The sequence below is a fragment of the Halarchaeum sp. CBA1220 genome, assembly GCF_003721175.2.
GTDB lineage: Archaea > Halobacteriota > Halobacteria > Halobacteriales > Halobacteriaceae > Halarchaeum > Halarchaeum grantii.
In genome coordinates, this window is sequence record NZ_CP054707.1 from 1,478,813 (window position 1) to 1,497,189 (window position 18,377).

The 18,377-nt window shown below is 70.5% G+C and carries 20 protein-coding genes; 9 read left to right on the top strand and 11 right to left on the bottom strand.

The features are described from left to right. The first annotated feature begins 91 nt into the window (after positions 1 to 91). Both EFA46_RS07995 and EFA46_RS08000 read left to right on the top strand, forming a co-directional pair. Complete coding sequence (locus EFA46_RS07995; protein ID WP_123076894.1) at positions 92 to 838, top strand: proteasome assembly chaperone family protein; 747 nt, start codon at positions 92 to 94, stop codon at positions 836 to 838. 113 nt (positions 839 to 951) lie between these two features. After that, positions 952 to 2,148, top strand: a complete 1,197-nt coding sequence (locus tag EFA46_RS08000) for an ABC transporter substrate-binding protein (RefSeq protein ID WP_123076892.1) — start codon at positions 952 to 954, stop codon at positions 2,146 to 2,148. A gap of 13 nt (positions 2,149 to 2,161) precedes the next feature. On the opposite strand, the gene EFA46_RS08005 is transcribed toward EFA46_RS08000, so the two are convergent. Beyond that, a complete protein-coding gene (locus EFA46_RS08005; RefSeq protein ID WP_123076890.1) occupies positions 2,162 to 2,458 on the bottom strand; it encodes a hypothetical protein in 297 nt (98 codons plus the stop codon). A 41-nt stretch (positions 2,459 to 2,499) separates the two neighbouring features. Further along, the gene (locus EFA46_RS08010) at positions 2,500 to 3,084 is read right to left on the bottom strand and encodes a TIGR00730 family Rossman fold protein (RefSeq protein WP_123076888.1); all 585 of its coding nucleotides are present in this window, start codon (positions 3,082 to 3,084) and stop codon (positions 2,500 to 2,502) included. 103 nt (positions 3,085 to 3,187) lie between these two features. On the opposite strand from EFA46_RS08010, the gene EFA46_RS08015 reads away from it, so the two are divergent. Then, entirely contained in the window at positions 3,188 to 3,964 is a 777-nt protein-coding gene (locus EFA46_RS08015; protein WP_123076886.1) for a sulfite exporter TauE/SafE family protein, read from the top strand. Then, complete coding sequence (locus EFA46_RS08020; RefSeq protein WP_123076884.1) at positions 3,961 to 6,417, top strand: cation-translocating P-type ATPase; 2,457 nt, start codon at positions 3,961 to 3,963, stop codon at positions 6,415 to 6,417. Before EFA46_RS08015 ends, EFA46_RS08020 begins: the two co-directional genes overlap by 4 nt. A 3-nt stretch (positions 6,418 to 6,420) precedes the next feature. Here the strand turns inward: EFA46_RS08020 and EFA46_RS08025 are convergent, their stop codons facing one another. After that, entirely contained in the window at positions 6,421 to 7,077 is a 657-nt protein-coding gene (locus EFA46_RS08025) for a DUF3267 domain-containing protein (RefSeq protein WP_158604264.1), read from the bottom strand. Positions 7,078 to 7,242: 165 nt separating this feature from the next. On the opposite strand from EFA46_RS08025, the gene EFA46_RS08030 reads away from it, so the two are divergent. Both EFA46_RS08030 and EFA46_RS08035 read left to right on the top strand, forming a co-directional pair. Further along, a complete protein-coding gene (locus EFA46_RS08030; protein ID WP_123076880.1) occupies positions 7,243 to 8,088 on the top strand; it encodes a class 1 fructose-bisphosphatase in 846 nt (281 codons plus the stop codon). Between the two features lie 184 nt (positions 8,089 to 8,272). After that, entirely contained in the window at positions 8,273 to 9,532 is a 1,260-nt protein-coding gene (locus tag EFA46_RS08035) for a Glu/Leu/Phe/Val dehydrogenase (protein WP_123076878.1), read from the top strand. 209 nt (positions 9,533 to 9,741) lie between these two features. Here EFA46_RS08035 and EFA46_RS08040 read toward each other — a convergent pair whose 3' ends face one another. Then, positions 9,742 to 9,936, bottom strand: coding sequence for a hypothetical protein (locus tag EFA46_RS08040; RefSeq protein ID WP_123076876.1), 195 nt, complete (start codon positions 9,934 to 9,936; stop codon positions 9,742 to 9,744). 109 nt (positions 9,937 to 10,045) lie between these two features. Here EFA46_RS08040 and EFA46_RS08045 point away from each other — a divergent pair, with 109 nt between their 5' ends. Further along, complete coding sequence (locus EFA46_RS08045) at positions 10,046 to 10,876, top strand: RIO1 family regulatory kinase/ATPase (protein ID WP_123076874.1); 831 nt, start codon at positions 10,046 to 10,048, stop codon at positions 10,874 to 10,876. A gap of 49 nt (positions 10,877 to 10,925) precedes the next feature. Next, positions 10,926 to 11,792 (top strand): response regulator, encoded by an 867-nt coding sequence (locus tag EFA46_RS08050; protein ID WP_123076872.1) that lies wholly within the window; start codon positions 10,926 to 10,928, stop codon positions 11,790 to 11,792. Between the two features lie 259 nt (positions 11,793 to 12,051). On the opposite strand, the gene EFA46_RS08055 is transcribed toward EFA46_RS08050, so the two are convergent. From EFA46_RS08055 to EFA46_RS08070, 4 genes are read right to left on the bottom strand one after another with little or no spacing between them, the layout of a single operon-like run. Next, a complete protein-coding gene (locus EFA46_RS08055; RefSeq protein ID WP_123076870.1) occupies positions 12,052 to 12,876 on the bottom strand; it encodes a nitrilase-related carbon-nitrogen hydrolase in 825 nt (274 codons plus the stop codon). Then, on the bottom strand, positions 12,877 to 13,290 hold the full coding sequence (locus tag EFA46_RS08060; protein ID WP_123076868.1) for an SRPBCC family protein: 414 nt from the start codon (positions 13,288 to 13,290) through the stop codon (positions 12,877 to 12,879). It abuts the gene before it with no gap. A 54-nt stretch (positions 13,291 to 13,344) separates the two neighbouring features. Continuing rightward, positions 13,345 to 13,569, bottom strand: coding sequence for a hypothetical protein (locus tag EFA46_RS08065; RefSeq protein WP_123076866.1), 225 nt, complete (start codon positions 13,567 to 13,569; stop codon positions 13,345 to 13,347). A 42-nt stretch (positions 13,570 to 13,611) separates the two neighbouring features. After that, complete coding sequence (locus tag EFA46_RS08070; protein WP_176969850.1) at positions 13,612 to 13,788, bottom strand: hypothetical protein; 177 nt, start codon at positions 13,786 to 13,788, stop codon at positions 13,612 to 13,614. A 122-nt stretch (positions 13,789 to 13,910) separates the two neighbouring features. Here EFA46_RS08070 and EFA46_RS08075 point away from each other — a divergent pair, with 122 nt between their 5' ends. Further along, complete coding sequence (locus tag EFA46_RS08075; protein WP_123076864.1) at positions 13,911 to 15,092, top strand: LEA type 2 family protein; 1,182 nt, start codon at positions 13,911 to 13,913, stop codon at positions 15,090 to 15,092. Here the strand turns inward: EFA46_RS08075 and EFA46_RS08080 are convergent, their stop codons facing one another. From EFA46_RS08080 to EFA46_RS08090, 3 genes are all read right to left on the bottom strand, one after another. Further along, positions 15,093 to 16,121 carry a phosphate uptake regulator PhoU gene (locus tag EFA46_RS08080; RefSeq protein WP_123076862.1) on the bottom strand — a complete coding sequence of 343 codons (1,029 nt, stop codon included), beginning with the start codon at positions 16,119 to 16,121 and terminating at the stop codon, positions 15,093 to 15,095. A gap of 194 nt (positions 16,122 to 16,315) precedes the next feature. Then, positions 16,316 to 17,395, bottom strand: coding sequence for an ATP-NAD kinase family protein (locus tag EFA46_RS08085; protein ID WP_123076860.1), 1,080 nt, complete (start codon positions 17,393 to 17,395; stop codon positions 16,316 to 16,318). 221 nt (positions 17,396 to 17,616) lie between these two features. Beyond that, complete coding sequence (locus EFA46_RS08090; protein ID WP_123076858.1) at positions 17,617 to 18,297, bottom strand: molybdopterin-binding protein; 681 nt, start codon at positions 18,295 to 18,297, stop codon at positions 17,617 to 17,619. Positions 18,298 to 18,377: the final 80 nt, after the last annotated feature.

An 18,377-nucleotide genomic window follows, 5' to 3' on the forward strand; every position in this document is an offset into this window, starting at 1 on the left:
GTCTACTCTCTGGACGCGGGCCCGCTTGTGGGTTGCGTTCGAGCGCGACCCCGCCCCCGAGTTTATACACTGCCCGCGAGACACGACGCGTATGGCACGCGTCAGAGAGCGCGCCGAGTTCGACGTCGACGAACCGGTGCTCGTGGAGGGACTGCCCGGCGTCGGCCTCGTCGGGAAGATCGCGACCGACCACCTCGTCGACGAGTTCGACATGACGTACGTCGCGAACGTCGACTGCGACGGCCTCCCGGAGGTCGCCATCTACGACGAGGACGACTACACCGCGCGCCCGCCCGTCCGCCTCTACGCGGACGAGGAGCGCGACCTGCTCGCCCTTCAGGCGGACATCCCGGTGAACCGCGTCGCCGCCGCCGAGTTCGCCGACTCCGTCACCGACTGGGTGATGGACCTGAACGCGACGCCGCTCTACCTCAGCGGCTTCCCGACGCAGAACGAGGACCCCGGCCACGTCCCCGAGGTGTTCGGCGTCGCGACCGGCGACGGCGCGTCCCTCCTCGAGGCGCACGGCGTCGACACCCCGCCCGAGCAGGGCGTCGTCGGCGGCCCCACCGGCGCGCTCGTCAACCGCGCGGACGCCAACGACCTCACCGGCGTCGGCCTCGTCGTCGAGTCCGACCCCCAGTTCCCCGACCCCGCCGCCTCGAAGCAGCTCCTCGACAAGGGCATCGAGCCCATCGCGGACATCGCCGTCGAGACCGACACCCTCGTCGAGCAGGCCGAGCAGATCCGCGAGCAGAAACAGCAGCTCGCCGAGCGCATGCAACAGGCCAGCGAGGAGGAGTCGAGTCAGGCCACGCCCATGCGGATGTTCGAGTAGCGCTCGCGGGCGCGGGTCGCTCTCGCGAGACAGCTGCCGGCCGTCGTCGGGAGTGGGCGGTGCGTCCGCCGCGAACCGAAACGGACATATATTTTTAGGCCAGCCTAAAGACTGTGTCCGACGACGCTAACGACACCCTCGCACCGACCCGGCGCGACTACATCAAGTACGGCGGCGGCCTCGTGACGGCCGGCGCGCTCGCGGGCTGTACCGGCGATGGCGACGCCGAGACGACCACGAGCGGGACGTCCACGACCGCGACGACGACGACGGCGACCGACACGAGCTACTCGGTGACGATGGAACCGATGGGCGAGGTCACCTTCGAGGAGACCCCCGAGACGTGGATGTCCTTCCTCAGCACGTACGGCGACATGGGGATCGCCCTCGGGAAGGCCGACGGCCTCCGGGGCCTCTGGGACCCCTCGAACATGCCCGCCTTCTTCTACGACTACCTGCCGGGGGTGGACGTGTCCCTCGACGACGTCGAGACGGTCGCCGGCGACGGCGGGTTCGACAAGGAAATCTTCTACGCGCTCGACAGCGACCTCCACCTCGTCGACCCGAACTGGCTCGGCGTCCTCTCCGACAACTGGACGGCGGCCGACGCCGAGGAGATCGGTGACGCGGTCGGCCCCTTCCTCGGGAACTACATCCGCCGTCGCGGCGACGAGTGGCACGACTACCCGTACTACTCGCTCTACGAGGCGTTCGAAATCGTCGCCGACGCCTTCGACGAAGCGGAGCGCTACGAGGCGTACCGGGCCGTCCACGACGAGATGCAGGCGACGATCCAGTCGACGCTCCCGCCGGCGGAGGAGCGCCCGACGGTCGGGGTGCTCTCGGTGAACTCCGACTTCGAGAAGGGCGCGTTCTGGGCCTACCCCGTCCAGTCGGGCAACAACCACAAGCAGTACCGCGACCTGGAGATGCGCGGCGCCTTCGACGACCACATCGACGGCAGCTACGCCAAGTGGGACTACGAGCAACTGCTCGACGTCGACCCCGACGCCATCGTGTTCCAGTACGGCCTCACGCACGTCTCGACCGAGGAGTTCGAGGCGAAGGTCCAGCGGATGCGCGAGGACCCGGTCGGCAAGCAGCTGCGCGCCGTCCGGAACGACCGCCTCTATCGGGGCGGCGGCTCCTATCAGGGCCCGATAGTCAACCTGTTCCAGACCGAGGCGGCGGCGCGGCAGTTCTACCCCGACGCCTTCGGCGAGTGGAACGGCCTCGAGACGCTGTCGGAGGCGTCGCTGACGCTGTTCGAGCGCCAGCGCGTCGCGGACATCCTCAACGGCGACGTCTGACGGCCTCGGTGTACTACATCCCCATGTCGGCGGCGCTCTCGGGCACGGGGAGGTCAGTCGGCGAGACGCCGAGCAGTTCGGCGGCGTGGTCGAGGGCCATGTCGAAGCCGTAGTAGCGCTCGAGCTCGTCGCCGTCGGCGGTCGGGCGCACCTTGAGCATGGCGTATCCCTCGCGGTTCTGCGCGACGGCGGCGCTCCCGGTCCCGGACTCGAAGGTGAGCACGCGCTCCTCGTCGGTCTCGTAGTAGCGCGCGGTGATGCCGTTCGCTTCGGCGGTGTCGGCGTCCTCGGCGGCGTCGGCGTCGCTCATACGCGCCGTTCTCGCGCCCGGTAGTCGAAACTATCGGTCCCTCACGTCTCCTCGGCATCCGTGAGGACGGACTTGATGGGTGGCGACTCGTAGGACGCGTAGGCGTCGAGGAGGTCCTCGACGGAGTCCTCGACGACCACCATCTCGCGGTGCGTCTCCTCGACGAATCCTTCGTCCGTTTGGTGGTCGAAGAACGCCGCGAGGTCGTCGTAGTAGCCGGCGACGTTCAGGAGGCCACACGGCTTCTCGTGGAAGCCGAGTTGCGCCCACGTGAGCACCTCGACGATCTCCTCGAGCGTGCCGAAGCCGCCGGGGAGCGCGACGAAGCCGTCCGCGAGCTCGGCCATTCGGGCCTTCCGCTCGTGCATCGACGCCACGACGTCGAGGTCGGTGAGCCCGGAGTGCGCGACCTCCTTCGCTTCGAGCGACTCCGGGATAACGCCGTGCACGTCGCCGCCGGCGGCGAGCGCCGCGTCCGCGACGGCGCCCATCAGCCCGACGCGACCACCGCCGTAGACGAGCGTGACGTCCCGTTCGGCGAGCGCCGTCCCGAGGTCCGCGGCGGCCGCGGCGTACGCGGGGCGCTCGCCCGAGCTCGACCCGCAGTAGACACAGAGCGCGTCCATACTCGCCTCTGCGGACGTGCGGCGGATAAACCTCACTGGCCGACCCGAGGCCGACGCCGAACCCGGTGAGGGTTTAGGCCCGACCGCCCTACCTTCGGCCACGATGGCCGTGCCCGTCGCCCCTACGGAACTCGCGCTGTTCGCAGTCGTGGGCTTGCTCGGCGGCGCGCACTGCCTCGGGATGTGCGGCCCGCTCGTCACGACGTACGCGGACCGGATGCCCACAGACTCGCGTGGGCCGTCGTGGTTCGAGCTCCGTCAGCACGCCCTCTTCAACCTCGGCCGCACGGCGAGCTACGCGCTCGTCGGCGGCCTCCTCGGCCTCCTCGGCGCGACCGTCTACGCGGGCGCGTCGCTCGGCGGCGTCGGCGACGCCGTTCGCGGCGTCGCGGGCGTCCTCGTCGGCGCCCTCGTGATAACCGTCGGCGTCGGGCGCGTCCTCGGCCGCGAGCGCGTCGGCTCGCTCGCACCCGGCTCCCTCGGCGGCGGCGGGCTGTTCTCGCGCGTCGCCGGCGTCGCCACGTCGCGCGTCGACGACTACGCGAACTCCCCGCGAATCGCGCTCCTCGGCGCGATACACGCGTTCCTCCCGTGTCCCCTCCTCTACCCGGCGTTCGTCTACGCGCTCGGGAGCGGGGAGCCGGTCGCGGGCGCGCTGAACCTCGCGGCGCTCGGCGTCGGGACGATTCCGACGCTCTTCCTCTACGGCACGGTCCTCGGCTCGGTGCCCGCCGCGCGCCGCGCGGCCGCCCACCGCGTGCTCGGCGTCGCGTTCGTCTTCCTCGGGCTGCTCCCGCTCCTCCACGGCCTCGGCCTCCTCGGCGTGCCTGTCCCGATGCTCCACGTCCCCCACTACGTCCCGCCCTCCCTCACACCATGAGCGACGACTGCACCCTCTGCGAGCTACCGGTTCGCGGCGAGCCCCACACCGACCCCGACGTCGAGGGGTCCTTCTGCTGTCGGGGCTGCCTCGAAGTGTATCGGACGATGGGCGACGTCGACCCCGAGTCGGTGTCCGCGGACGACATCGACGCCGACGGCGAGCGCGATACTGAAATCCCCGACGACGCGGAGACGGCGTTCCTCGCGGTCGACGGGATGCACTGTACGGCCTGCGAGGCGTTCCTCGAGTCGACCGCGTCCGAGGTGGACGGCGTCTACGGCGTCGAGGCGAGCTACGCGACGGAGATGCTGAAGGTCTCCTATGACCCCGAGCGCACCGACCCCGGGGAAGTGGGCGAGTCGGTGAGCCGCCTCGGCTACCGGGCGAACACCCCGGAGGTCGGCACGGCCGTCGCGGCCGAGGAGCGCTTCGGGCGCGACGAACTCCGGACCGTCCTCGGCATCCTCGGCGGGATGGCGGTGATGATGATCTACGTCCTCTTCGTCTATCCCGCGTATCTCGGCATCTACCCCGAGTCCTTCCTCCACGAGTCCGCGACGAGCGTGATGGTGTTCGTCCCGATTCCGCTCATCTCGACGTTCGTCGTCTTCCTCGTCGGCTACCCCATCCTCCGCTCGGCGTACGTCAGCCTGCGCGCGGGCGAACCGAACATGGACGTCCTCATCGCGGGCGGCGCGCTCGCCGCGTACAGCTACTCGCTCTACGAGGTGCTCACCGGCGGCGTCGTCATCTACTTCGACGTCGCGGTCGCCATCGTCGCGGTCGTGACGCTCGGCGACTTCGTCCAGCGCCGCGTGAAGCGCCGCGCGCTCGGCTCCGTCGGCGACCTCGACTTCGACCGCGTCACCGAGGCGCTCGTCCGCGACGACGCGGGCACCCGCGAGGTGGACGTCGCCGACCTCGAACCGGGCGACGAGACGGTCGTGAAGCGCGGCGCGCGCGTCCCGCTCGACGGCACCGTCGTCGAGGGGGAGGCGGCCGTCGACGAGGCGCTCGTCACCGGCGAGTCCGTCCCGGAGACGAAGGGGCCGGGCGATTCGGTCATCGGCGGCTCCATCGCGACGGACGGCCGCCTCGTCGTGTCGGTCGGTGAGAAGACGACGAGCACCTACGACCGCCTGCTCGCACAGCTCTGGAACGTCCAGTCCGGGGGCGGCGGGAGTCAGCGCCTCGCGGACACCATCGCCGCGCTCTTCGTCCCGTTCGTCCTCGGCCTCGCCGTCGTCGTCGCGGGCGCGTGGCTCGCCCTCGGTGCGCCCGCCCGCGAAGCCGTCACCGTCGGCGTCTCCGTCCTCGTCGTCTCCTGTCCGTGCTCGTTCGGCCTCGCGACGCCCGTCGCGGTCGCCGCCGGCGTGAGCCGCGCCGCCGACGAGGGCGTCATCGTCACGAACACGGCCGCCGTCGAGGGGCTCGCGGACGTCGACGTCGTCGCCTTCGACAAGACCGGGACGCTCACCGAGGGCCGGATGCGCGTCACGGACGTCGCCGCACCCGAGGCCGACGAGGGTGCCCTGCTCCGGTACGCCGCCGCCGTCGAACGCGACGCGAACCACCCGGTCGCGGACGCCATCGTCGCGCGCGCCGACGGGAACGGGGACCGGCACGCGCTCGCGGACGGCGGCACGCTCGACGTCGACGCCACCGCCGGGGACGGGGGCGACGGGACCGGCGACGCTTCGACCGCGACCGTCGCCGACTTCGAGGAGCACCGGCGCGGTGCCGAAGGGACGGTCGACGGGACGCGCGTGCTCGTCGGCCACCCCGACCTCTTCGCGGGCGGCGACTGGGCGCTCCCCGCGAGCGTCGAGTCGGCGGTCGACGCCGTCCAGCGCGAGGGCGCAATCGCCACCGTCGTCGGCTGGGACGGGGCGGCGCGGGGCGTGCTCGGGACGCGCGACACGCCGCGCGAGGACTGGGCGGAGACCGTCGAAGCCCTCGCCGCCGACGGCCGGACGATCGTCGTCGTCACCGGCGACGACCAGTCCGAGACCGCCGCGTTCGAGGCGCACCCGGACGTCGAGGACGTCTTCGCGGGCGTGCTCCCGCAGGCGAAAGCCGCCGTCGTCGAGCGCCTCCGGGGCGCGGAGGGGACGGTCGCGATGGTGGGCGACGGGACGAACGACGCGCCCGCGCTCGCCGCCGCCGACTTGGGGGTGGCGTTCGCTTCCGGCACCGAGCTCGCGACCGAGGCGGCGGACGCCACCGTCACCGAGGGCGGCCTCCGGTCGGTGCGTCGGCTCTTCGACGTCGCGGAGACGACGCGCTCGCGCGTCCGCCAGAACTTCGGGTGGGCGCTCGGCTACAACGTCATCACGCTCCCGGCGGCCGCGCTCGGCTTCGTCGACCCGCTGCTCGCCGCCATCGCGATGGCGGCGTCCAGCCTCCTCGTCGTTGCGAACAGCGGACGGGACTTCGGAATCGGGGAGTAGGCCCTATCGCTCGGGCTCGAAGTAGTAGGAGTGCCGGAGGTCGACGTCGTAGAAGACGGCCTCGTCGTCTATTTCGCGGAGCCTCCAGAGCGCCCAGCAGTCGGCGGCGGCGCCGCCCGTGTTGAGCGTGAGGAGTGCCCAGCCGAAGAGCGCGAGGAACCAGCCGGGGCCGGCGAGGAGGAGGGCGAGCGCGACGGCGTCGAGGACGAGGAGCGGCGCGACGAGCACGCGGGCGGTGTCCCGGTGGCTGACGTACTCGTCGAAGGCGGCCGCGTAGAACCCGCCGACGGCGCTCGCGACGCCGAACGTCGGGTCGTAGCCGGAGAACCGGAGGACGGCGGCGTGGACGGCCTCGTGGCAGACGACGGTGAGGGCGACGGCGACGAGGAGGACGCCGAGCACTGCGCCGACGTGTATCGTCACCGCTTCGCCGGACGCCGTCGGCGCTATCGTCACGACGCCACGGAACGCCTCGCCCCCGCGTCGGGCGACGTGGAGCGCGCCGCCGCCGAGGAAGCCGACGAGGGTGAGCGCGAGCGCGAGCGCTTGGATGCGGACCGTCGGGTAGGTGAGCGTCTGCGCCGGCCCGTAGCCGTCCGGCGGGTCCGGGAGCGTCGCCGGCGCACGGTCCGGGTCGGTGACGGTGTCGTCGGAGGTCACGTCGGTGGTGTCGTGGCGCCGATAGAAGAACGCACCGGCGGCCGCGCCGCACCCGACGATTAACTCGTACTGTAGTTCCGTATTCTTTAGATAGAGGGGCTGTAAACGCTGAAATCGTCAGAATTTCGGAAAGGGTTAAGGTCGGCGAGCGACCAGTACGTGGTGATGGCGACGTCCGACGCCGACGACGTGCTCGACGCGCTCGCCGCGGCCGCCCTCGAAGTCCGCGCGGGCTTCGCGGGTCGTCGCGAGAAGACCGACGGCCAGAACGCCTCGGGCGACCAGCAGCTCCACGCCGACCTGCACGCCGACGACGTCCTCCGGAACTTCCTCGGCGGCCTCGACGCCGTCGGCGAGTACGCGAGCGAGGAAGCCGAGACCGTGCAGGACGTCGGCGACGGCCCGCTCTCGGTGTCCGTCGACCCGCTCGATGGCTCCTCGAACCTCACCGCGAACAACCCCACCGGCACCATCGTCGGCGTCTACGACGCGCCCCTCCCCGCGCCCGGTACCGACCTCGTCGCCGCCGCCTACGTCCTCTACGGTCCGCTCACCACGATGGTCGTCGCGCGCGACGGCGCCGTCACGCGCTACGCCGTCACCGAGACCGGCCGCGAGAACCCCGAGTGCGTCGACCTCCCGAGCGACCCGACCGTCTACGGCTTCGGCGGCCGCACCCCCGAGTGGCCCGAGCCGTTCGCCGACTACGCCGACGACGTCGAGGACGACCTCAAACTGCGCTACGGCGGCGCGATGGTCGCGGACGTCAACCAAGTGCTCACCTACGGCGGCGTCTTCGCCTACCCCGGCCTCCGCGAACGCCCCGAGGGCAAGCTCCGCGCGCAGTTCGAGGCCGCACCGATGGCCTACATCGTCGAGTGCGCGGGCGGCGCGTCCACCGACGGCAGCCACTCCGTCCTCGAAATCGAACCCGGCGACCTCCACGCGCGCACCCCCGTCTTCCTCGGGAACGACGAACTCATCCAGCAGGCCGAGCGCGCGCTCGCCTGAACCGCGCTCCACCGAGCACCACGACACGCGACCACCCGGACGACTCCACTTCTCGCCGACGAGTCACCCGACAGCCGCGTCGCCGTCCCGTTCGCCCCGCCGCCACCGCGCGCCGGCGCGAACCGCCGCGTCCCGACCATGTCCGACCGTAGCTTTATCGGCGCCCCGGGTGCACCGTCAGCGTATGAGTAGCGACGAGAACCCCTTCGAGAACCTTCAAGAGCAGATCGACGACGCCGCCTCCTACCTGCCCTCTAGCGTGAACGAGGACGTCCTCACGCGACTCAAGAACCCCGAGCGCGTCCTCGAGGCGAACCTCACCGTCGACATGGACGACGGCGGCCTCGAGACGTTCACCGCCTACCGCTCGCAGTTCAACGGCGACCGCGGGCCCTACAAGGGCGGCATCCGCTATCATCCGGGCGTCACCCGGGACGAGGTGAAGGCGCTCTCCGGGTGGATGGTCTACAAGTGCGCCGTCGTCGACATCCCCTACGGCGGCGGCAAGGGCGGCATCGTCGTCGACCCCAGCGAGTACAGCGCCGACGAGCTCGAGCGACTCACGCGCTCGTTCGCGAAAGAGCTCCGCCCCATCATCGGCGAGGACCAGGACATCCCTGCGCCCGACGTCAACACCGGCCAGCGGGAGATGAACTGGATCAAGAACACCTACGAGACGCTCGAGAACACCACCGAGCCCGGCGTCATCACCGGGAAATCCATCGCGAACGGCGGGAGCGAGGGCCGCGTCGAGGCTACCGGGCGCTCCGTCATGCTCGCCGCACGTGAGGTCTTCGACTACCTCGGGAAGGACATCGAGGACGCCACCGTCGCCGTCCAGGGCTACGGGAACGCCGGCAGCATCGCCGCCCGACTCCTCGCCGACCTCGGCGCCACCGTCGTCGCCGTCTCCGACTCCTCCGGCGGCATCCACGACGCGGACGGCCTCGACCCGCGCGCCGTCAAGGAGTTCAAGAACGAGACCGGCACCGTCTCCGACTACGAGGGCGCGGACGCCATCACCAACGAGGACCTCCTCACCCTCGACGTCGATCTCCTCGTCCCCGCCGCCCTCGAGAACGCCATCGACGGCGACCTCGCGCGCGACGTCCGCGCCGACGCCATCGTCGAAGCCGCCAACGGCCCGCTCACCCCCGACGCCGACGACGTCCTCCAGGAGCGCGACGTCACCGTCGTCCCCGACATCCTCGCGAACGCCGGCGGCGTCACCGTCAGCTACTTCGAGTGGGTGCAGAACCGCCAGCGCTTCCACTGGGGCGAGGAGCGCGTCAACGACGAACTCGAGACCGTCATCGTCGACGCCTTCGACGACCTCGTCGACGCCAAAGAGAGCCTCGACCTCCCGAGCTTCCGCGTCGCCGCCTACGTCGTCGGCATCCGCCGCGTCGTCGACGCCTACACCGGCAACGGGAACTGGCCCTGAAAGCCGGAGAGTGACCGGCGGTCCCGCCGGGGTCAGGTCCATTTTCCCCGGCTCACTTCCGGGCAGATAGCGCCCGGGAACCCGTTTCAGGTCCGGCTCTGGCCCGAGTCGGAGTCCGCTCCGACGTGCCCGCGTTCGCGCTCAGGCTCTCCGACAGACGCGTACGTGTGGGCGCGACGGCGTGAAGAATGACCGACCGCGTGAGCGTGCTACGCGGTCTTCTTGAGGGTGCGCTCGACCTTCTCGAGCAGGTCGCGCGAGCGCGAGAGCGCGATTTCGCGCGCGCCGGACGCCTCGCGCTGGGCGCTCGCGAGCTCGTCGTCGAGCGTCTCGAACGCGTCCCCGATTGCGCTCGACCCCCACTCGTCGTCGTCGGCGCCGGGTTCCGACGTCTGTGCAGACATGGCGTCCGGCGACAGGCTAGCGTCTGCGAGACGGAAAAGTCCCCTGACCGTCTCGATACCTGACCGGGCGGGCGGAAGGAACTATACGTCGCGCACGCCTTCCGGGGGTATGAGCGTCCGGCAGTTCGTCCGCGGGACGGTCCCGTGGCCGGCCCTCGAAGCGGTCGCCCGCGAAGTCGCCGACCGGTACGGCGAGCCTGTGGTCCACGTCGAGTTCCTGGAGGCGGACAACTGGTTCTCCACGCCGATGGTGGTGAACGAGCGCTGGTTCTGCAAGGTCGTCTCCGCGCAGAACGCCTTCGTCCACTCGCTGTTCACGGGCATGCGGAACCTCGGCGTCTTCTCCGCCGGCTCCGAGGGGTTCTTCGAGCCGTTCGACGGCCCCGTCGAGATGGCGGCTCACGAACTCGAGGCGACGCGGCGGATGCGCGACGCCGGCCTGAACGCCCCCGCCCCCATCGAGACGTTCGAGGTCGACGGCCTCGGCGTGCTCGTCATGGAGTACCTCCCGGAGTTCGAGACGCTGGACGACCTCTCGCCCGCCGAAATCGAGTCGCGCGCCCCGGAGCTCTTCGGCGCGCTGAAGACGATGCACGACAACGGCCTCGCCCACGGCGACCTCCGCGCGGAGAACGTCCTCGTCTACCGCGACGAACTCTACTTCATCGACGCGACGAAAGTCCGCGAGGCCGACGAGGAGGCGGCGGGCGTCGAGCGCCCCGCGCAGGCCTACGACCTCGCGTGCGCGCTCGCCGTCCTCGAACCGCTCGTCGGCGCGGACGCGGCGGTGCGCGCGGCCCGCGAGCGCTTCGATACGAACGAGCTGCTCGCCGCCCGCGAGTTCCTCGACTTCGTCGCGATCCGCCCCGACCACGACTTCGACGCCGCCGCCCTCCGGGGCGAACTCGAGGCCGCGGCGAGCGAGGGCGAACCGGTCTGAGCGCCGAAACCGGCACAGTATTTATCGGCAGGTGGAGAGAAGCGTCCGCATGGACGACGCCATCGACGCGGACGGCCGAGAGCCGATTCACGTCGTGCACGCGGACGACGACGCGGACTTCCTCGAGCTGACGAAGGCCGCCATCGAGCGCGACTTCCCGACGATCCGCATCACCTCCGAGACGAGCGCGAGCGCCGCCCTCGAACGCGTCGGGGCCAACGACGTCGACTGCGTCCTCCTCGACTACCGGATGCCGGAGATGGACGGCATCGCCTTCCTCGAACGCGTCCGCGACCTCGACGAGTCGCTCCCCGTCGTCTTCTTCACCGGGCAGGGCACCGAGGAGATCGCGAGCGAGGCGATCCGCGCGGGCGTCACCGACTACGTCCGCAAGGAAGCGAGCGCGTCGCGCTTCACCGTCCTCGGCAACCGCATCATCACGCTCGTCCTCAAGCGCCGCGCCGAGCAGGCGGTCGCGGACGCGACCGCGCGCGAACTCGAAGTGTACGAGCGCATCGACGCCGGCTTCCTCGGCCTCGACGCCGACTACGCCGTCACGTACGCGAACGAGCGCGCGAGCGAGGTCCTCGACGTCGACCACGATGCGCTCCTCGAGGCACCCCTCTTCGACGCCGTCCCCGGGTTCGCCGACTCCGTCTTCGAGACGGAACTCCGGCGCGCGCGGGACACCCAGCAGCCGACGTCCGTCGAGGGCTACTACGAGCCGCGCGAGCGCTGGTTCCAGCTCTTCGCCTACCCCGACGCTGCGGGCCTCTCCGTCTTCGTCGACGACGTCACCGATCAGGTCGTGACGAAGCAGGAACTCGAGCGCATCCGCGCGACTCTCGAACTCACCGAGTCCGAGTTCAGCTCGCTCCGCCAGACGCTCTCCCGGCCGCCGAGTCCGTTCCGGTAGTCGCATATCGCCGTCGCTGTGTGGGAGTGAAGGCGGGAGGCGATGGGGGTGGCCCCTTCCTGGTCGGAGGGGCCGGGGTGGTCGACCGGTGCGGGCTGGCCGGTCGACGATGGGGTCGGCGTGGAGACGAGGTGCGGACGTTGTTGTGCCAACACGCGACGAGAAAAGCGTCTCGCGTCGGCACCCGTAGGTTCGGTCTCCGTACTTAAAAAGGTATCCACCGATGCACGCGTCGAGTGTGCGACGTGGGGCCGCCGCGTCACCCCTTCTCGTGCCCGGCTCGGCGGTCCTCGAGCGCGGGGAACTCCGCGCGAACGTCGGCGACGCGCTCCGGGTCGACGTCCGCGTAGACGGTGGTCGCCTCGTCGTCGCTCGTCGTGACCGGCGTCCCCCACGGGTCGTAGACCGTCGAGCGCCCGAGGAGCGTCGTCCCGTCCTGCGTGCCGACGCCGTTGACGGCGCCGAGGTACCACTGGTTCTCGACGGCGCGGGCGCGGGCGAGCGTGCGCCAGTGCTCGACGCGCGGATACGGCCACGCGGACGGGACGAGAACGAGCGTCGCGCCCCGGTCGAGGAGGGCGCGGTAGAGCTCGGGAAAGCGGAGGTCGTAGCACGTCGTCGCGGCGACCGTGAACCCGCCGAGGTCGGCGGTTTCGAGGCGCTCGCCGGGAACGAGGCGGTCGGCTTCGGCGGAGTCGTAGCCGAAGAGGTGGTGTTTGCGGTAGACGAGGCGGCGCTCGCCCGTCGCGTCGAAGAGGACGCTCGTGTTCGCGTAGCCCGACTCGGCGGGCGTCTCGAAGCCGGCGCTCGCGCTCGCGGCGAGGTCCTCGACGACGCTGCCCGCGAGGACGGCGACGTCGTGTGCCGCGGCGAGGTCGGCGATGCGCCCGAGTCGCGCGCCGTCGAGCGGTTCGGCGGCCTCCGGGTAGGCGTCGAAGGCGAAGTAGCCGACGTCCCAGAGCTCGGGGAGGGCGACGCAGTCCGCGCCCGCGGCCGCCGCGTCCGCGATGGCGTCGCGGGCGGCGCGCTCGTTCGCCGACACGTCGCCCGTCGCGGACTCGAACTGGGCGAGCGCGAGGCGCATCTAGCTGTGGCCGCGCTCCTCGAGTTCGCGCTCGAGATTGTCGAGCTCGTCGTCGAACTTGCGCTCGAAGAAGCCCTCGACGCCCGGGAACTTGCCCTCGACGACGAAGGTGTTCGTGAGCGTACAGCCGTCGTCGGTGGGCGTGAGTTCGTGCTCGCCGGTGACGGTGAGCACCTTCGACTTCCCGACGAACTTCACGTACTCGCCGTCGCGGCGCTCGACGTCACGCGTCTCCACTTCGATGGTGCGTCGGAGAACCGGGAGCTCGACGAACCAGACGGTGACGTCGCCGCGCACCTCGTAGCCGGTGACGACGCTGATGGCCGACGCCCGCTTCGTCGGGTCGGCGATGAACTCCCAGACGTCCTCGGCGGACGCGTCCAACTCGAAGGTTCGTTCGACCCGAACGGTCATACGCGGACGTCGAGAGCGGTGAGGAAAAAACCGCCGGTCCGCGTCGCCCGCGCGTCAGGCGGGTTCGACGCGCCACGTCGTCGACTTCGAGCGACTCCACTTCTCGATGTCGACGTCCTCGGACTTCTCGGCGAGTCGCGGGAGGCGCGAGCCGACCTGCTTCGCGGTGAGGCCGAGCTGGCCGGCGATGGACTTCGCGCGGAAGTAGCGCTCGCCGGCCTCGACGCTCTCGTGGAGGTACTCGAGGATGCGGCGCTCTTCCTCGGTGTACTCCGTCATAGCTCTCTATAGGTGCGAGTCGTGCTTAACGGTTTCCGCTCGTCACTCGAAGACGTGAAACGCCGCGACGGCGAGCATCCCCGCGACCATCGCGACCGCGAAGCCGTTCGAGGACGCAACCTGCGCGTGACTGACGAGCATGTAGAGCGCGCCGAGCGTCGCGACGGCGCCGAACGCCAGTCCGATGCCGACCCCTTCGTCCGTGGTGGATTCAGCCATACCACACCCTATCGGCGGCCGTGCCTTATCGCCTGCGGTCCGCGCCGTCCCCCGACGCGCGCCGCGTGGCGAATGAGGTGAGTGTCGGAAGGCTTTCGCCGTTCTCGGCCGCCACTCCCCGCATGGACCTTCGCGCACTCGCGCTCGAGAGCACGCTCCGGGCGGCCGTCACCGTCGTCCTCGCGTTCGCCCTCGTGACCGGCGGGGCGTTCGCGCTCGGCTGGCTCGGCGTCCCGTCCGTCGTCGCGACCGAGAACGCCTTCGGCGGCGTGAACGAGACGACGACGACGGTCGACACGGCGGTCACGGTGCACAACCCGAACCCCGTCGGCGTCCGCTTCGGCGGCGTGCGCGTGAACTACACCGTGTCGATGAACGACATCGCGATGGCGCACGGGCGGACGGCGGGCGTCGGCCTCGACACGGGGAACACGACGCTGCGCTTCGAGAGCTACCTGCGGAACGAGCGCATCCCGGCGTGGTGGGCGAGCCACGTCCGGAACGGCGAGGAGACGACGGTACAGGTGGCCGCCGACGTCCGCTCGGGGACGCTCGGGCGGAGCGCGCACGTCGTCCCGGTGACGCGCACCGTCTCGACGAATATCAGCGGCCAGTTCAACTCCACCGAGAACCGCCCGATAAACGCCGGCCTCCCGCTCGTCTCCGACCCCGTGCTCGTCGTCCGCGAGACGCGCGCGCACTGGGGGCTGACGACGGACGCGGAGACGCCGCTCGAGACGACGTTCGTCGTCCACAACCCGAAGGCGACGCCGGTCACGTTCGGGTCGATCGGCTACGACGTCGCGATGAACGGCGTGGACGTCGGCGAGGGCGAGAGCGAGCGCGCGGTCGTCATCCCGGGCGGCGCGACGCGCACCGTTCGCGCGAGCACCGTCCTTGAGAACGACCGACTCGACGAGTGGTGGGTGACGCACCTCGAGCGGAATCAGACGACCGACCTCCGCATCGACTTCTACGCGCGGCTCTCGCTCGGCGGCGGCGAGTCAGTTCGCGTTCCGCTGCGCGGGCTGACGTTCGAGGAGACGATTCGCACGGACATCTTCGGGACGAAGAACGCGACGGACCGGACGGCGAGCGACGGCGGGTCGGCGGACGAGACGACGACAGGGCCGTCCACGACGGCGAGCGGCGAGTCACCGTCAACGACGGACGCCGAACCCACCACCGAGACGACGGCCCGCTCGACCACGACGACTGCGTCCACGAGCGAGCGCACGACGACCACCGCGTCGAGCGAGAACGGGAGCACGACGACGGCCGACGGTGGCCTGCTGGCGGTGTAGTTACTCGATGGTGGTGTGCGCGGACTGCTCGTTGAGCGCGAGGTTCGCGGCGATTTCGGCGTTGCGCATCGCGTACTCCGCGGTCTGCTGGAGGCTGACGAGGACGTCGCGGATGCGCAGGAGGCGCGTGTTCTCCATCTCCGTGAGGTCGTTCAGCATCTCCGCCTCGAGGTCGCCGATGTCCGCGAAGAGCTCGCGACACTGGACGTGCTTGTCGTAGTCACGCTCGACGACGGCTTCGACGGCGAGCGCGGTGAGCTCGTCGACTTGGTCCGTGAACTCGCGGATGCGGCGCATCGTCGCGGAGTCGACGTCGAGGGTGTGGCCGTCGGCTTCGAGGACGATTTCGGCGATGTCCTCGGCGTTGTCGGCGGTGAGTTCGAGGTTCTTCGCGACGCTCCGGTAGCCGATGAGGGGGAAGCCGTCGTCGAGGCCGACGGCGCGCGCGAGGTTCGGGTTCTCGTAGGCGGTGAAGATGAGGCGCAGGCAGAGGACGAAGATTTTGTTCGCCTGCCGCTCGCGGTTGAGCGCGCGCTGGGCGAGGTCGGGGTTGCCGTGCGCGAGCGCCTTCACGGCCTCGCCGCGCATCGTGCTCCCGGTGTTCTCGAGGCGCCGGAGGAGGTTGTCGAGCGTGAAGTCCTCGGGATCCACGGAACAGCGGATGGTGATGCGCTCGGGGGTCTCCTCGACGACGCCGAGGCCCATGAGCTGGGTTTCGGCCTTGTAGACGGCGTTGATGTGCGCGCTGTCGAGGGTGTTCTCGTCGGTGACGTGGATGACGCGCCGGCCGAGGACGTACTGGCCGACGATGGCGCGCTCGACGGCGGCGGCGTCGAAGTTCTCCGCGTGAATCGTCGCCTCGCTGTCGTCGTCGCGCGCGGACGCCGGCGTCACCGTCAGCGTCCCCTTCCCGCTCTCGCGGACCGTCACCTCGTCGCCCTTCTCGACGTTCTGCCCACGCGCCCACTCCGCCGGTAGTGTCATGGCCAGCGTCGACGGACCGAGACGCTGTACCTTCCGACTCTCCATGCGACTCTGCTAGCAACTCGACTACCTTAAACTTGCGCTCGATACATTATATTCACTAAATCGCGTCCAACGCGCCGAGTCACACAGTAGTGAGGCTATATCCGCGTTAGCGCCGCCATCGGTGGACGAACGGTCATCCGACAGTTCTCTCCCGTCCTCGAACCTGACGAACGTCCTTATACTCCGAATCCTGACTATTCTACCTTCACGAGCCGGCGCTCGTAGCGGCCCGTGCGGACCTTCACCCACCCCCGGAGGTCGGCGTCGAGCGCGTCGTCGCCGGTGTCGACGCGCAGGACGCCGATGCCGTCGAGCTTCGACGGCGACGCCACGACCTCGAGGTCACAGCGCCGGAGCACCGCCGGGCTCAACTGCTGGTTCCCGCGCCCGAGAACGAAGCCCTGACCGCCGATGGGCGAGACGACGACGACGTTGCGCTCGCCGAGCGCGTCGAGAATCTCGCGCTCGCTCCCGTCGCGCACCAGCACCTCGCCGTCCCGCCAGACGTCCACGCCGAGCGGCGACCCCTCGAAGCCGAGTTCGCGCTTGATGGTTCCGAGCGTGCCACCGGGTCCGAGGACGTACGTCACGCCGTCCTCGACCGAGTCCGCGAACCCCGCCGCGAGCGCCTCCACGCTCCCCGAGGAGAGTTGCTTGCTCGCCTGCAATGCCTCCGCGACCGGGACGGTCGCCACCGCGCGGAGGCGCGCGCGCACCTCGCCGTCGCGGTAGGCCGCCTCGTCGATGTCGTTCACCTCGCGGGCCTCCGTCCGCTCGAACGTCGCCGCGATCCGGCCCGCGTCGCGCGGGCGCACCGCGAACACCGACGAGTAGACCTTCACGCCCGCCGGCACGCCGAGCATCGGCGTCTCGCTCCCGCACGCGTCGAGCGTTCCCGCGACGTCCACCGCCGTCCCGTCGCCGCCGACGAAGAGGACCAGGTCGACGCCGCGTTCGACGAACGCCCGGACGGCGTCGGCGGTGTCGTCCGCCGTCGTCTCCGCGCCGTCCGGTTCGCCGACCACGTCCGGGTCGAAGCCCGCTTCGCGGGCCTCGTCGGTCCCCATCACGCCGCCGTACGCGAGGATGGCGAGGTCGGTGTTCGAGTCGCTCGCGGCCGTTCGGAGCGCTCGCAACGCCGCCACCGCTCGCTCCGGCGCGCGCGGTTCCGCGCCGCGCTCGCGGGCCTCCGCGACTTTCTCGTCTGTGCCCTTCAGGCCGACACGACCCCCCATCCCCGCGACCGGGTTCACGACGACGCCGATGGTTCGCATCTGTCGGGGGTTCACGCGCACCCCGTATAGGCCGTTCGACCCCCGCCGTCGGCGCGGACATGTGTAACGGTTAAGGGCGCGCCCGCAGAACCCGGGAGTATGTTCGTACCCCTCGCAGAAGCGCCCCTCTCGACGGGCGCGTACAGTTGGATCGTCCTCGTCCTCGGTCTCGTCCTCGCGGGCGCCTGGTGGGTGTACGCCGTCCGCTAGCGCTCGATCCGTTACTCGACCCGCTCGCGCAACCACGCCGCGGCCTCCCGAACCGTCGCCGCGTCCGACCCCTGCACTTTGAGTCGGACGCCGTCGCCCGGATAGCTCCCGACGGCGACGTCGAAGCGCTCGCGGACGCCCTCGATTCGCTCGACGAGCGCGCTCTCGGGTTCGGCCGCGTGAACGACTTCGACGTGTCGCGTCTCGCCCGCGAACTCCCCGGCGACGCGCTCGAACATCGACTTCATCTCCCCGGGCACGCCCGGGAGCACGTAGCAGTTCTCCACGACCGCGCCCGGCGCGACGCCCTCGTCGTTCGGGAGCAACCGGGCGCCCTCGGGGAGGTGGGTCGTCCCCTCGGTGAGGTCCGCGCGCGAGTAACTCGCGTGCTCGTCGAACCACGCGAGCGCGTCCGGATGCTCGCCCATCTCGCGCTCGAACGCCGCCGCGACGCCGTCCATCGTCACGTCGTCGTGCGTCGGCCCCAGTCCGCCCGTGACGATCACGGCGTCGTAGCGCTCCGCGAGCTCGCGGACGTCCGCCGCGATGACCGCGACGTCGTCCGGCACGACGACCGTCCGGCGCACCGTCGCGCCGCGCTCCGTGAGGCGGCGGCCGAGCCACGCCGCGTTCGTGTTCGTGGTGTCGCCCGCGAGGAGTTCGTCACCGACCGTCAACACTGCGACGTCCATACGGGTGCGTAGTCGTCACCCACTCAAAAAATCGCCGTCGACGGCGACGCGCCACTCGCACCGTCGTCGCGCGTGGCGCG

Excerpts from the sequence above, each read along its gene's own strand:
- EFA46_RS08070 (WP_176969850.1), bottom strand. The coding sequence starts at position 13,788 with ATGGCTGAATCCACCACGGACGAAGGGGTCGGCATCGGACTGGCGTTC.
- EFA46_RS07995 (WP_123076894.1), top strand. The coding sequence starts at position 92 with ATGGCACGCGTCAGAGAGCGCGCCGAGTTCGACGTCGACGAACCGGTG.
- EFA46_RS08040 (WP_123076876.1), bottom strand. The coding sequence starts at position 9,936 with ATGTCTGCACAGACGTCGGAACCCGGCGCCGACGACGACGAGTGGGGG.
- EFA46_RS08020 (WP_123076884.1), top strand. The coding sequence starts at position 3,961 with ATGAGCGACGACTGCACCCTCTGCGAGCTACCGGTTCGCGGCGAGCCC.
- EFA46_RS08065 (WP_123076866.1), bottom strand. The coding sequence starts at position 13,569 with ATGACGGAGTACACCGAGGAAGAGCGCCGCATCCTCGAGTACCTCCAC.
- EFA46_RS08005 (WP_123076890.1), bottom strand. The coding sequence starts at position 2,458 with ATGAGCGACGCCGACGCCGCCGAGGACGCCGACACCGCCGAAGCGAAC.
- EFA46_RS08045 (WP_123076874.1), top strand. The coding sequence starts at position 10,046 with ATGAGCGTCCGGCAGTTCGTCCGCGGGACGGTCCCGTGGCCGGCCCTC.
- EFA46_RS08075 (WP_123076864.1), top strand. The coding sequence starts at position 13,911 with ATGGACCTTCGCGCACTCGCGCTCGAGAGCACGCTCCGGGCGGCCGTC.
- EFA46_RS08060 (WP_123076868.1), bottom strand. The coding sequence starts at position 13,290 with ATGACCGTTCGGGTCGAACGAACCTTCGAGTTGGACGCGTCCGCCGAG.
- EFA46_RS08015 (WP_123076886.1), top strand. The coding sequence starts at position 3,188 with ATGGCCGTGCCCGTCGCCCCTACGGAACTCGCGCTGTTCGCAGTCGTG.
- EFA46_RS08035 (WP_123076878.1), top strand. The coding sequence starts at position 8,273 with ATGAGTAGCGACGAGAACCCCTTCGAGAACCTTCAAGAGCAGATCGAC.
- EFA46_RS08050 (WP_123076872.1), top strand. The coding sequence starts at position 10,926 with ATGGACGACGCCATCGACGCGGACGGCCGAGAGCCGATTCACGTCGTG.
- EFA46_RS08010 (WP_123076888.1), bottom strand. The coding sequence starts at position 3,084 with ATGGACGCGCTCTGTGTCTACTGCGGGTCGAGCTCGGGCGAGCGCCCC.
- EFA46_RS08055 (WP_123076870.1), bottom strand. The coding sequence starts at position 12,876 with ATGCGCCTCGCGCTCGCCCAGTTCGAGTCCGCGACGGGCGACGTGTCG.
- EFA46_RS08080 (WP_123076862.1), bottom strand. The coding sequence starts at position 16,121 with ATGGAGAGTCGGAAGGTACAGCGTCTCGGTCCGTCGACGCTGGCCATG.
- EFA46_RS08090 (WP_123076858.1), bottom strand. The coding sequence starts at position 18,297 with ATGGACGTCGCAGTGTTGACGGTCGGTGACGAACTCCTCGCGGGCGAC.
- EFA46_RS08085 (WP_123076860.1), bottom strand. The coding sequence starts at position 17,395 with ATGCGAACCATCGGCGTCGTCGTGAACCCGGTCGCGGGGATGGGGGGT.
- EFA46_RS08030 (WP_123076880.1), top strand. The coding sequence starts at position 7,243 with ATGGCGACGTCCGACGCCGACGACGTGCTCGACGCGCTCGCCGCGGCC.